Genomic DNA, 14,058 nt, shown 5'->3' with positions numbered 1-14,058 from the left:
CACATCGCTTGTCTCACTCCATGAAAGAATTAAACTTGAAGCATGTTTCCATAGGGAACACTCTAGTTTACGTAATTAACTCGCGGGAAAAAAACTAGTCATTTAGGCTATTCTAAAACATATGATTGGTGGAAAAATAGAGCATATATATCGTTGTTCTCCCCTTTTCCCGCTCTTATTTGATATTTATTTTCTTTTTGTTTAAAGAGCTCGCTCTATATTTCTTGATACCATAAAATACTCTTCATAGATAATTTAAAAAGCAATATTTCCGAGACTTTCAAATTATACAACGCCACATAAAATACAAGAAGAGTAAAATAATATGGCTATATTTCTCACAAGAAGAGATTTACTTACAAAGACCACCATTTGCAAAATATGTAAACATGATAAAAAACTAGCATGATATACTGCAAAAACGAAATAATGTATTTCATGCATGATTGGCAGTATCACACAGAAAATACTTATAATAGAGTAGTTAAGGGAAGAAAGTTAACCTAAAGAACATATGGAGGTATCGAAAACTTTGAAAATCTTAATCATAATTCAAAAAAGAGAAATAGACATGAAAAAAATTTAAGTAATAAAATCATAAAAGAAATACACTATAACATTATCATTAATTTTGATCTATAGTTACATGATTTTATGAAAAGTACTTCTGAAGAAGCTATAAACGCATAAGATATAGTAATTTTGTAACTTATAGCGTAAACATAAATATTGTCTATAGAGATAGATTTTTTATTGCCTCATAATACGGAAAAAATTAAATTTGCAAGATACACATAAAGTCATAAACAATCATTTGAAGACAAACTAAACATCTCTAGAAAATACATCATCAATTTTATTTTTGGTAATTCCATCACGAATCTAATGAGCTCCAATTTCTCTAAGATTTATAATATTAAATCTGTATTGACGAGGCTGTCCCTCATGCAACATGCATCCTTTGAATAAACGCACTACATTGCTTCTTATTCTATTAAGGCTTATCGTAAAGACTTCTCGATCCCTCTCTATAGGCTCTAAGACGTTTGTAGACGGCATATTTTATATCCCTTCTTAAACAGTTTTTTACCCAAACATCTTTCTCTTGTAATATATAAGTGACCATTTTTAAATTCATCATGAATAAGTTTAAAATGAGAGAGTTTTGCTGTATTAAATATTCTATTTAAGTTGAAAATATAAATTGTCCTTAACAAAAATTATTAATATATATTAAAGCTTTGTTGGAACTAAAAAAATGCTCATCCCTTATCAAGAGCATAAACAGCATGTAATGTTCTAACCGCAAGTTCAGTGTAAGCACTATCAATCAAAATAGAAATTTTAATTTCTGAGGTTGTGATTGCTTGAATATTAATACCCTTTTCAGCCAAAGCCTTAAAAGCTGTAGCTGCAACACCTGCATGGCTGCGCATTCCAATACCAATCACAGAAACCTTAGCAAGATCGCTTTCAAATTGGAGAACATCAAATCCAATTTCTTTACGATTTTTCTCAAGAAGTGCAACAGCTTTTTCTACATCTGATGACGGTACAGTAAAAGTCATATCAGTTTTTGAGCCATCTTCAGAAATATTTTGCACAATCATATCAACATTAATGCGTTCTTCAGCCAAGGGGCCAAAAATTGCTGCCGAAATCCCTGGGCGATCGGCAAGCCGACGAAGGGAAATTTGTGCTTCATCCTTAGCAAAAGCAATACCAGTAACATTTTGTTGTTCCACGATTTCATCCTCATCGCAAATAAGTGTTCCAGAAGAACTCATTGGATCCTCCATGCCTAAAGCATCAGGATCCTCAAAACTTGAACGCACAAAGGTACGAACCTTATGAACCATAGCCAATTCAACAGAACGAACCTGTAAAACTTTTGCACCAAGAGAAGCCATTTCCAACATTTCTTCAAAAGCTACTTTTGGTAAACGACGCGCTTTCGGTTCTATACGTGGATCGGTTGTATAAACACCATCCACATCTGTATAAATATCACAGCGATCAGCTTTTACAGCCGCTGCTATAGCAACAGCACTTGTATCTGATCCCCCTCGCCCTAAGGTAGAAATCCGGTTATCCGGAGCTAACCCCTGAAAACCAGCAATAACGGCAACCTGACCTTCCTGAAAACACTCGATTAAAAAAGATCCATCAATATTAGTAATACGTGCACGACTATGCGCATTGTCTGTATGAATAGGAATTTGCCAACCAAGCCATGAACGTGCATTCACCCCCATTTCTTGAAGTGTCAAAGCCAACAAACCTGAAGTAACCTGTTCGCCTGAAGCAACCACAACATCATATTCACGAGCATCTCTATGCATGGAGGAAGCATCTCTCGTCCACTGAACAAGTTCATTTGTTTTACCAGCCATCGCAGATACGACAACGGCAACCTCATTGCCTGCATCAACCTCTCTTTTGACATGCCGTGCAACATTATGAATACATTCCATGTTTGCTACAGATGTTCCACCAAATTTCATGACAATGCGCGCCATTAATAACACTCTTACCTTTACATCTTTTATCTCAAACAGTAATGAGAATTAGATGCTGTATCAACTAACCATTTTCTCGACATAGCGAATATCTATCATTTGTGCAAGTTTCATTATGATTATATTAATTTCTCTTGACTTTGTATAAAATCTACTTGACCTGATCATTAAAAATAAAAGGAAAGCAAAATGATAGATAAAACGCCGACAACTATTGATCAAAGTGAAATTGATCACTTTTCACGTATTGCTACAGAATGGTGGAATCCACAAGGAAAATTTCGACCTCTTCATCAATTTAACCCAACACGCCTTGCTTACATCAGAGAAAAAATTTGTTTAGAGTTTAATCGTGACCCTGCCTCACTTACACCCTTTGACAATTTGAAAATTCTTGATATTGGCTGTGGAGGAGGCTTGGTATCTGAACCAATGGCACGTCTTGGTGCTATGGTCGTAGGCGTTGATGCTTCACAAACGAATATTGAAGTCGCAAAAATTCATGCAGCCCAAAATGATCTTTTAATTGACTACCGTACCACTACGGCAGAAGCACTCGCCAATGAAGGAGAAAAATTTGATATCATCCTTAATATGGAAGTTGTTGAACATGTCGCTGACGTTAATCTCTTCATAGCAGCTACAGCAAAAATGCTGAAACCACAAGGGTTGATGTTTGTTGCAACACTCAACCGCACGTGGAAAGCATGGGGACTTGCTATTGTAGGTGCTGAGTATATCCTACGTTGGCTTCCTAAAGGAACACATGATTATAAAAAATTCCTAAAACCGCGAGAACTTAAAAAATTCTTATCACAAAACGCTCTAACTGTCACTGATGAGATAGGTATTACTTATAACCCATTAAAAGACAGCTGGAATCGCTCAAAAGACATGGACGTTAACTACCTCCTTCTCGCAAAACGGTCTTAAGAATATCTCATTTACAACTATTGTATGCCTTGTAATAAAGAATTGAGCTTTCCCTCAGCCTCTAAAGCATAAAGATCATCACAACCGCCAACGTGATAATCACCTATAAAAATTTGCGGAAATGTATTACGTCCATTTGCGCGCTGTACCATTTCTTGGCGAAGGGATGTAGAAGCATCAATATCTGTATATTTTACGCCTTTTTTATTAAGCAAATCACGTGCTTTTGTACAATAAGGACAGTTAGGGCGTGTATAAATTATTATCTCTTTCATAGTATTATCCTCCAATATTTTTTAATAATATTCATTTTAAATTCCTCTTAAGAAGAGGGAAAAATAGAATCTTCTTTGAGAACACGCGAAAATGTTAGCACATCAACCTGTCGTGCACCTGCATCTTTTAATGTAGCAGCTGCTGCCGTAACCGTTGCACCCGTTGTAAATACATCATCAATCAGCAAAACAGAACATCCTTTGAGATATTTTTTAACCTTATGCGAAACCTTAAAAGCATTTTTTACGTTAAGTTTTCTCTCTCTCGAAGAAAGACTAACCTGCGGACGGGTATGCCGACAACGAACAAGCCAACTCGGTTTTAAAAGCTTTTTTTGTGATGCTGCAATGTAACGTGCAAGCTCAGCAGATTGATTATAACGCCTCTCCCAAAAACGACGAAAATGCAATGGAATGGGAATAATAACATCACAATCATCAATAACCTCGCGTCCAGAAAACATCATCCACTTGGCCATAAATGATGCCAATTCTATATGATCACCATATTTTAAGCGCGTTACTAAAGTTCGTGCAAGCCCTTTATGAACAATGACTGAGCGAACACGTGAAAAAGGATAAGAATTACGAAGTGCTTCACCACTGAGAAACCCCTCCCCCATATCACAAACAAAAGGAGTCCCCATAACAGGACAATAAGGTTTCGTGATAAATTGAAGTTCTTTCCAACATTCAGGGCAAATCGTACCATAAGTAGAAACATTTTGCTTACATCCAGGACAAATTGGTGGATAAAGCATCGTTTTCAAGCGTTCAACGAACTTACTTAGTATATCCCCGCTATTTAACGCCGCTTCTCGAAAATACAACATTATAAATTTAGGCTTTTACAAGTTTCCCTCAGAACAAAAGTTCCTTTGTATTTTCTCAATTTATAATTTTAATTCCTTTAAAAACTCTTACCTTCTATAAATTTATTTTCTTTCATATTATAAACTTGACAGAGCTTGCACAAATAATGAACCTTTTCAAAATATATTCTTTCATAGATCGAAAGTGTTCCACAATATGTCGCATCCTTTAATTTTTGATCATAACCGCATTGAACAATTCCGCAAACGCGCTTTCCAAAAAGCAAAAAAAGGATATGACTTTTTACTCTCTCACATGGCAGAAGATCTCTATAAACGTCTTAGCACTGTTGATCGCCTCTTTACATTAGCTCTTGATTTACACAGCCATACAGACCTTGCTGCGCAAGCTTTAATGAAATCTGGAAAAGTTTGTTCCATAGAACGCATTGAAACCGATACGCTTTATCAAAGCCATGATAAAAAATTCTATTTACGTCATCGAGAATTTCTTGATTTACCTCAAAGTTACTGTGACCTTATTGTTTCACTTCTTTCATTACAATTGACCAATGATACCCCTGGTGTTCTAAGCCAGATAAAAAATACCCTTAAACCAGATGGCTTATTTCTTGCTGTTATGGCAGGAGCTGGTACATTAAGAGAATTGCGGGAAAGCCTGCTGCAAGCTGAAAGTGAAATTTATGGTGGAGCAAGCCCTAGGATCTACCCTTTTGCCGACATTCGTGATGCAGGCGCTCTTTTACAGCGTGTTGGCTTTGCCCTGCCTGTAGCAGACGTTGAAGATATCACAATACGTTATAATACAATGTTTGACCTTATGCACGATCTTAAAGCTATGGGAATGCAAAATGCACTCATCAATCGTTCACGACGCCCTGTATCCAAACGTTTTTTTCTCCGCGCAGCTGAAATCTATGCACAACAATTTAGTGATCCTGATGGACGTATTCGTGCACATTTTTCTTTTATCTGGCTCTCTGGTTGGGCTCCTCATCCCAACCAACAAAAACCCCTACAACCTGGTTCAGCGCAAATATCTCTTACGAATGTTTTAAAAACTAAAAAAACATAATCTAAAATTATTTTTTAAAAATACTTTTATCTGTTGTCCGTAATATTTGACTGGTGACCGTTCCAGCTATCATTGAATCGCTCACGTTTAGAGCGGTCCGTCCCATATCAATTAGCGGTTCAATAGAGATAAGTACAGCAACCAAAGTAACAGGAAGCCCCATAATTGGTAACACAATCAATGCAGCGAAAATAGCACCTCCCCCCACACCAGCAACACCAATAGAACTCAATGTTACAACACCAATAAGCGTAGCAATCCAAGTCGGATCAAGAGGATTAATACCCATAGAGGGTGCAATCATGGTCGCAAGCATCGCTGGATAAAGACCAGCACAACCATTTTGTCCAATTGTTGCCCCAAAAGAAGCTGCAAAACTCGCAATGGATTGTGGTACACCTATCCACTGTGTTTGTGCTTCAATATTCAAAGGAATACTTGCAGCACTTGAACGACTGCTAAAAGCAAATGTCAAAACCGGTAAAACCTTTTTGAAAAAACGAAAGGGATTAACTCCAGAAATACCAAGCAATACACCGTGAATTCCAAAAATTAAAATAATACCGACATAAGAAGCAATAATAAAAACCAGTAAATTTAAAATATCTGCAATACGCGATATTGCTCCTACTTTTGTCATAAGTGCAAAAATACCATAAGGTGTCAAAGCAATCACAATACGGACTAACCGCATAATCCAAGCTTGTGCCACTTGAATAAATAAAAGCGCTTTTTCTCCTTTTTCTGGCTCATCTTTCTTTAAAAGGAGAACCGATGCACCTAAAAATGATGCAAAAATAACAACACTGATAATTGACGTACGTTTAGCTCCACTCAACTCAGCAAATGGATTTTTAGGAATCATAGACAAAATCATCTTTGGTATATTCATATCTCCAAGTTTAGAAATATGACCTTCAAGAAGAGCAGAAACATTTTGCCCTTCATGCACCAAACCATCGGTTGTTAATCCAAAAAAATTAACCACAAGCACACCAACCAATGCTGAAAGAGCCGTTGTAAAAAGCAATATTGAAATTGTTATTATACTCATCTTTCCAACAGCATAAACAGAATGTAAATGAGCAACTGCTGAAACGATAGAGATAAAAACCAATGGCATAACAATCATTTGCAACAATAAAATATAGCCCTCACCGACAATGTTAAACCATTCAACGGATTTCAATAAAGTGCTTTCACCCTCTCCATAAATAAACTGCAAAACACTTCCAAAAATCAAGCCAAGGATAAGCCCTAGCATAACACGTAGTGAAAGACTCCATTGCATTCTCTTACTTTGGGCAACCCACAGTAAAAAAATAACAAATAAAAACAAATTGATGAAAAAATTAAATGTCATTGTCTATGCCCAGTCCATATTCACTATTGTTATGATGACGTAAATAACATGCATAATTCAAAATCAATGCATAATATCTGAAATTAAAGTATAAAGCTTACAAGGCTTTTACAAGATCATTATTTTTTCAATTTATAGCTTAAAAGAGAATTTTTTATCTATTAATAACGGTTTAAAGAAAATAAATAAAAATACTTTCCTATTATTTAAATTTACACTCTCATTAAAAATAATTAAAAAAGAGAAGTATAAACAACATTCATTGCATCTTAATACTGAATAGTTCCAACATATCTTATCCTATAAATGCCCTTATCACTCTCTTTTGCTATTTGAATTAAAAAGAGTTTTCCAAGCAAGGATGAATTAACAATCGAACATTCATGATTTTTCTAGAAAATACACCAACAAGCTACTTTTGCTAATTTTATGAACTGCGCTCTCAATAACAAAAAAATCGTAAATGTAGCGGGCTTTGAAAGCTACAATGCCTATTGAAATGTAATACCAACAAAAATATCATATATTTCATTTGATATAACCACATTAACTGATATCAATCGTCATAATAGCTATATTCAATATCCGACTATTGATCGAAGATAAGGCATTAAATCACTCAGAAGCGTACCGTAACATTTATTGTTTTAGCTTCTCTAATACCTTTGTTTTCTGTATTAATATCATTTGGATATATCAAAGTGAATAGATCTGAATCTGTACAATGAACTTTATCAATCACACCTCAATAAAAACTATAGAGATTCAGAATATCGCGAAAAAGAGGAAATAGCAAAAGAATATATATATAGAAGTCTTTCAGAGTACAATAAAATTTGTCACAAGCTGGCATCATCGTTATATTTTAGCCCTCAATGTGCCCGACAGCCCTTGTATTAAAACGGTTTATAAGAAGCATTTTTAGTCCTTTCTTCTATAGTTTTTTCTCCACACGCCAGCCCCACTTGTGACGTACAAGCAAGTGATTTTGATTGATCAAGATAAACAGATTTGAAATAAGAGAATCTTATGGTATTGGGGGTCTAATTCAATATAAATAACGCCATATTATCTTTATAAATCAATATATTGTTACATCTACAGAATATGATAAGGTATCGTAAAAAAATATTTAATGGAACTACAAATTGAACCTTCATAATTGGATATTTTAAAGCATTACCACACAATACTTGTCTTTTGTGAACACTGTATACTGTTGTTTGGCAAATAATCCAAAGACAAAGATCTGCTCAGTAATTAAATATGATACTAATTTGATTCATTGAGAAAAAATGCTTCTCTCGCAAAACTTGAAACAGACTTTAATGATCTGATGGCTGAATATGTAGAAAATTTTTAGATTCTCCAACTGATATTAACCGAAAAAAACAAATGATGTGTTCAGAAAAACTAATAACATTGTAATTCCCTTACCCATTTTAAAAATACAGCGATTGTCTACATGATGACAGTATAATTATATCGTATAATGATAAAAAAAGAATAAGAATCCTCATGAGATCTGGCTAATAAAAAATGGAAGCAATAAAAAGTTACGCAGCACACTCTATGTTTTTAACGAACAAAAGAAGTGTTTGTAGCTACCAGCACAACAACTAAGGTTTTGTATTTTTTCCACAAAACAAAATACTTCGTGTTCATATAAGCATCGTATATTGAGTTATAATCATTTATTATTCTAACATTAAGCAAGATATTAAACGCAAATTATATTTTTTTATCCCTTTTAAAAGTGAAAAATATTGTTTTCAAACCTATCCATCAGCGTGATGAGCCAAGTGGATAAAAATATTTGATAACCAGCTAAATATATCTCCTATGATCTATCTTTAGGATAAAGATACAACATTGAGGTTACAGAGATATCGTGACAGTATTAATCTGGATATAAAGATAACAGTGCCCAAAAGAGCTCTGTATTGTATCCCTTATGAGAAAGGTTGAAAGCAAGGGACAATATTCTCTCTAAGACAAGTTGGTGAATGCCTCCCACAGTGATATGCATTTTTTAAAAAGTACAAAGCGCCTTTGCCTAAAATTTAATAGGCACATTCTAAAAATACAGGTTCTACAGACTCATTCCAAATAGAATAGTAATAAGACAACAATTTTTCAGCATCTGTTTGCCCCATTGCAACAACCTCTTCTAAAGGATTAAGAAAATTTGTTTCATCAAAACCATTCTCATCATACTGTTTGCGATTTTTTAAGCCCTTGCGTGCAATAGCAAGAGCTTGACGTGCTAATTCTAAAAGAATGGTTTGACGAAAAGGGGTTCTTAATCCTTTTTGGGGAACATGTTGGCGCAACTCTAAAACTTCTTCAAAACACCAATCTTTTGTTAAAGCCTCTGCCTCATTAAGTGCTTCTCTATCATAAAGAAGCCCAACCCAAAAAGCTGACAACGCACAAATACGCTTCCAAGAACCGCAATCAGCTCCTCTCATTTCTAAAAATCTTTTTAAGCGGACTTCAGGAAATAACGTTGATAAGTGATTAATCCAATCTCCCATGTTTGGAATTGAATTTGCAACTTCTCCTCTTAATGCTCCATTCATAAACTGACGAAATGTTATATGTGTACAATCATAATAACGACCATCCCGCACAACAAAATACATTGGAACATCAAGGGCCCATTCAACGTAATCAGCAAAACCAAAACGCTCAGAAAATATAAAGGGGAGAACGCCTGTCCTCTGATTATCCGTATTACGCCAAATTTCAGAACGCCAAGATAAAAAGCCATTTGGGCGTCCTTCTGTAAAAGGTGAACTCGCAAATAATGCGGTCGCAATAGACTGTAGCTTCATAGATACTTGCATTTTTCGCCGCATATCACTTTCAGATGAAAAATCAAGATTAACCTGAACTGTTGATGTGCGATACATCATATTAAGACCATTATGCCCCACTTTCGGCATATAATCAGTCATAATCTGGTAACGTGACTTAGGCATTTTCGGCGTTTCAGCCAAAGTCCACTTTGGACTAGCTCCAAGACCTAGAAAACCTATACCTAATGGTTCTGAAATTTTCTTGAGAAGAGTTAAATGCTTCATCAACTCGTAATATGTGTGACCTACTGATTTTAATGGTGCACCAGATAATTCAAATTGTCCCCCTGGTTCCAAAGAAATAGCCCCCTGATCAACTGATCCTACGAGCCCAATAATATTCCCTTCATCTAAAATAGGTTCCCACCCTAAAGCGCTTTGCATCCCCTCTAAAAGCGCTCGGATTCCTCTCTCACCTTCATAAGGAACAGGAAGAAAACCATCTCTATAAAACGGAAATTTTTCATGTTCTGTACCAATACGCCAATCATCTTCTGCTTTATACCCCCCTTGGAAATAGCTAACCAAGGAATCTAAGTTATAAATTTCACTTTCATCGGTTATATCAAGCGCCATAACTTATCATATCCTATCATTGGTATTATCTTCTTAAATGACTTATTTAGAATGATTTTACAGACTTCTCAATCCATTGACCAATCTCCCACTGTAGCATTAAGAAGAGCTAAAGCAGCGACAGCGGCAGTATCAGCGCGTAAAATACGCGGACCTAATGATATTGGAACCACAAAAGGATGTTTTTTTAAAAAGCTCCGCTCTTCTTCACTAAAGCCACCTTCCGGTCCAATAAGAATACCAGGTTTTGTAACTTTAAACTTCTTAAAAGAAGGCAATGGATTATGCGATTTATGCTCTTCATCACAAAAGAATAAAGGCTGTGTCTCATCCCAACGTGCTAAAAGCTCTGCTAATGATAAAGCAGATACGCATTCAGGAAGAGATAAAATGCCACACTGTTCAGAAGCTTCAATAACATTGGCTTCCATACGCGCCATATTGATACGCGTAACCTGTGTATGATGCGTTATAACAGGCTGCAAAATCGACACCCCCATTTCAACAGCTTTCTGCACCATATAATCTAACCGCGCGTTTTTGAGTGGAGCAAAGCAATAAATAAGATTGGAATGCGTCGTTTGTAATCTTTCTTGATGGATAAGCTGAGCTACAACAAATTTTTTTTTAACAATGATAAGCTTAGCAAGCCACTCACCATCCTGTCCATTAAAAAGTAAAATTTCTGCTCCTGCTTTCATCCGCAAAACATGCACAAGATAAGAAGCTTGTGCCCCCTCTATTTTTATTTCTTCATTCAAAGCCAATGTCTGTCGGATAAACAATCTTTTAAGTTTATAATTTATGCGCATAAAAATCTTATCAAAGCTCACTATCGTCATCGAGAAAATAAAGAAAAGTATATAACAAAAAGAAAAAATTATATCTATAGAACTATAATATATTAAAGAATTATAGAGTTTTTTTTAGCTTTATGAGATGATAATAGGAACCAATAGATCTTTAAGTGATTCTGCTTTCATAATAGTTTAAATAATACACCATTCATCTTTGCATTCAGTCATTGATGCATCCGTGGAGGAAAAATATGTCTGCTAAAAAAGCTACAATTATTACGATTACAACCCTCTTAGCCTTTATTTTGATTACAGTGGGAATTGGTTCTGTTGGAGCAGACGGGAAGCATACAATTACCAAAGATGGCTATGGTATTTCTTCTGCGATTCAATAAGCACTGGCCAACATCCTCCTTAAAATTTTAATGTTTTTTAGCAACTTTTCTAAGATTTGCATAAATATTATGAATCTCTTGTATTTGAGAGATTCCATAAGAAGGATTTTTATTCTTCTCTTCAGTCATTTATCTATATCAACCACACTTATTATGACGGAGAGGACGGTTTTTACTGCTTCACGACGAACGGACTTAAAATGAAAGAATCTTTCGATAATGGGAGCTCTGATTTAAATTTAAAAACAACCTTAAATTGCAAATAGATGAATGATCATTATAAAATAGAATGTTATACAGATGAAAAACAATACTCAATCTGTATCAATGTCTTTTGTAATCAAAAAATTACCAAGATATTGCCCTTTAGAGCTCAGAGTAAATGTAAAAGGCTGTGCAAGGCTGTTAGCAAGACATTGAACATCTTTACATAAAGTTTCTGATCTATAATTTTTGCATAATTGTGCCTGTAGTATCAATTCATTCTGCTTCCCTTGAGCAATAGCAGTTGCAATGGTTCCTTGAATGGATAAACTCAAGTCTGCTGTACGCATCAATGACTCTGTCACCTTCATCGTACCTTCTGAAAAGCTTGTCTGAATATCCCAATGATCAAATGTTGTTGAAAAAGTATCATTATTCATTAAAAGAAATTGTTGTTTATTTGAAAGTTTTGTTTGTAATTCATTCAGATCATACCCTAATAGCCGACCAGAAGACATCTTTAATGTTAATTCACCTTGCATTTTCGTAAAAATTTCTGGATAAGAATCAGCAAGTGTTCGTACCGTTGCAGTAAAATTTGTTTTGCTTTGTATAAATGGAATAAATCCTAAAGCTTCTAGAGCTCTCTGCGTATCAATAGAAGTACCTGAAATATTTCCTCCAATATGCATTTTTTGTCTAGCTGACGTAACTTCAATATTACTTTGAATGGATCCGCCAAAAATATTCGCATGCCCAAGATCAAAAATACCATGCCCATTTCTTATTTGTATCGCAGCAGCTAAATTTGTGAATGCAATATTCCCTATTTTAGCTTGTGGTGCTGAAAGTCGTATATCCACGCCAATACGATCAAAAATTCTCATATCAAAGCAGGTATTTTTCTTTTTACCTGAAAAAAACATTGAACCCAAGAGGCTAAGGTCTAGGTTATCAAAGGCTAAAGAGCCCATGACATTTGGTACATAATCTTGAAAATCAATTTCTAAAGCCCCACGTGCATTGGTTTTCCCCATCGTAAATGTAACATTGTTCATTTGGATATGCATTGGTTGCGCTAAAAAATGAGATTCCCATACAATGGGTATTTTTAATTTATGTCCCCAAAATTGATTCCCACCAACCCAAGATAATGTCTGATTCCATCCCGGAGAACGCATCGATACCTTTCCATCAAAAATATAATATTCAGATAACCGAGCCTGCCCTGTAAAAGTTATTCCCCCACGTACAGAATTGAGACTTGCTTTAATCTGGCTTTTGCCTCCTGCAAGAAGCAGCAATGCTTGAGATGCATCAATTGATAACTTTGTAAATTCTCCGCGCCAACGAGCATCTGCACGCAACCGTACTTCCTGAGTCGCTTCTGCCCAATCTAAAGTTGCATTTAATCCTGTTATTTTTTCTGTTACTCCTGAAAAACTATCGTGATAAACAAGAGCACCATTTTCAATGACAATCCGCCCAAAAGGTTGTTTTAAAAGGTGCTCTAGTTCTGGATGTTCAGGATTACTTTTTAATATTTCACGCGCATTGCGTATCACTAATCCTAATGCACCTTGTGAGCGAGAAAACCGATCAAAAAAATCTGCTATTGTTTTAACAGGCTTTTCCATAATAAATTGAGGACGCATAATCCGCGTCTCTGAAAAAGAAATATGTCCCCAAAGAAGATCGACGATAGAAAGATCAACTTCTATTGATTCAGCTTCCATTAATGGCGCAACATCATTCATTTTTGATGTTAAAGTAACGCCAGAAAGAAATGCTTTAGGATAAGGAAAAAGATGTAACCGCGGTGGATCACGCAATTGCACATTGTAACCCGTCCATGCACTCAAATCCTGCGCTAAACGAATACGAATCGCATCTGTAGAGATAAGATAAGGTAAAACGAGAATCCCCACTCCAAATAAAAAGATAATTGTAATAAAAACTCCGCTCAAAAATTTTATTATTCTGATGCGCACAATATCCCTCTATACTTCCCCCCCCTATAACAGATTAAAAACAAACTTAAATGATCATAAAAAGTTTTTATAACCCTATAATTCACTATATCTACTTTGTATCTTCATTATTTTTGTTCTTTATCCAAAATTTATTCAAACAGCAATGTTGCTGCTTCTTTATAAAGCAATTATTTAAAAGTCTTCAAAATCATAAATCCACAATATTATAAAACCATTCTTACTGTTCTCATATG

Annotated in this window: 10 protein-coding genes; 3 read left to right on the top strand and 7 right to left on the bottom strand. The window is 35.2% G+C overall.

Translation table 11 applies throughout. From position 1 onward, the window contains the following. Nucleotides 1–1,262: 1,262 nt before the first annotated feature. Nucleotides 1,263–2,519, bottom strand: a complete 1,257-nt coding sequence (locus tag ACFILW_RS05345) for an aspartate kinase (protein WP_375623541.1) — start codon at nucleotides 2,517–2,519, stop codon at nucleotides 1,263–1,265. A gap of 189 nt (nucleotides 2,520–2,708) precedes the next feature. Between ACFILW_RS05345 and ubiG the strand changes: the two genes are divergently transcribed. Next, nucleotides 2,709–3,452, top strand: coding sequence for a bifunctional 2-polyprenyl-6-hydroxyphenol methylase/3-demethylubiquinol 3-O-methyltransferase UbiG (ubiG, locus tag ACFILW_RS05340; RefSeq protein ID WP_375623539.1), 744 nt, complete (start codon nucleotides 2,709–2,711; stop codon nucleotides 3,450–3,452). 17 nt (nucleotides 3,453–3,469) lie between these two features. Here ubiG and grxC read toward each other — a convergent pair whose 3' ends face one another. Further along, a complete protein-coding gene (gene grxC, locus ACFILW_RS05335) occupies nucleotides 3,470–3,727 on the bottom strand; it encodes a glutaredoxin 3 (RefSeq protein ID WP_375623537.1) in 258 nt (85 codons plus the stop codon). 47 nt (nucleotides 3,728–3,774) lie between these two features. After that, nucleotides 3,775–4,560: a ComF family protein gene (locus ACFILW_RS05330; protein ID WP_375685298.1), complete on the bottom strand. Its 786-nt coding sequence runs from the start codon at nucleotides 4,558–4,560 to the stop codon at nucleotides 3,775–3,777. Between the two features lie 196 nt (nucleotides 4,561–4,756). On the opposite strand from ACFILW_RS05330, the gene ACFILW_RS05325 reads away from it, so the two are divergent. Then, the gene (locus ACFILW_RS05325) at nucleotides 4,757–5,635 is read left to right on the top strand and encodes a methyltransferase (protein WP_375623533.1); all 879 of its coding nucleotides are present in this window, start codon (nucleotides 4,757–4,759) and stop codon (nucleotides 5,633–5,635) included. A 7-nt stretch (nucleotides 5,636–5,642) separates the two neighbouring features. On the opposite strand, the gene ACFILW_RS05320 is transcribed toward ACFILW_RS05325, so the two are convergent. The 3 genes from ACFILW_RS05320 to ACFILW_RS05310 all read right to left on the bottom strand — a co-directional run bounded on the left by ACFILW_RS05320 (nucleotide 5,643) and on the right by ACFILW_RS05310 (nucleotide 11,247). Beyond that, on the bottom strand, nucleotides 5,643–6,998 hold the full coding sequence (locus ACFILW_RS05320) for an L-cystine transporter (RefSeq protein ID WP_375623531.1): 1,356 nt from the start codon (nucleotides 6,996–6,998) through the stop codon (nucleotides 5,643–5,645). A gap of 2,063 nt (nucleotides 6,999–9,061) precedes the next feature. Next, nucleotides 9,062–10,435: a glutamate--cysteine ligase gene (locus ACFILW_RS05315; protein WP_375623529.1), complete on the bottom strand. Its 1,374-nt coding sequence runs from the start codon at nucleotides 10,433–10,435 to the stop codon at nucleotides 9,062–9,064. Nucleotides 10,436–10,503: 68 nt separating this feature from the next. Continuing rightward, the gene (locus ACFILW_RS05310; RefSeq protein ID WP_375623527.1) at nucleotides 10,504–11,247 is read right to left on the bottom strand and encodes a 16S rRNA (uracil(1498)-N(3))-methyltransferase; all 744 of its coding nucleotides are present in this window, start codon (nucleotides 11,245–11,247) and stop codon (nucleotides 10,504–10,506) included. 236 nt (nucleotides 11,248–11,483) lie between these two features. Between ACFILW_RS05310 and ACFILW_RS05305 the strand changes: the two genes are divergently transcribed. Further along, nucleotides 11,484–11,627 carry a hypothetical protein gene (locus tag ACFILW_RS05305; protein ID WP_273790383.1) on the top strand — a complete coding sequence of 48 codons (144 nt, stop codon included), beginning with the start codon at nucleotides 11,484–11,486 and terminating at the stop codon, nucleotides 11,625–11,627. Nucleotides 11,628–11,941: 314 nt separating this feature from the next. Here ACFILW_RS05305 and ACFILW_RS05300 read toward each other — a convergent pair whose 3' ends face one another. Next, nucleotides 11,942–13,822, bottom strand: coding sequence for an AsmA family protein (locus tag ACFILW_RS05300; protein WP_375685297.1), 1,881 nt, complete (start codon nucleotides 13,820–13,822; stop codon nucleotides 11,942–11,944). Nucleotides 13,823–14,058 lie beyond the last annotated feature (236 nt).

It is taken from the genome of Bartonella sp. TT110JLCBS (genome assembly GCF_042193405.1).
Lineage (GTDB): Bacteria > Pseudomonadota > Alphaproteobacteria > Rhizobiales > Rhizobiaceae > Bartonella.
This window is presented reverse-complemented; position numbering and strand designations above follow the sequence as displayed.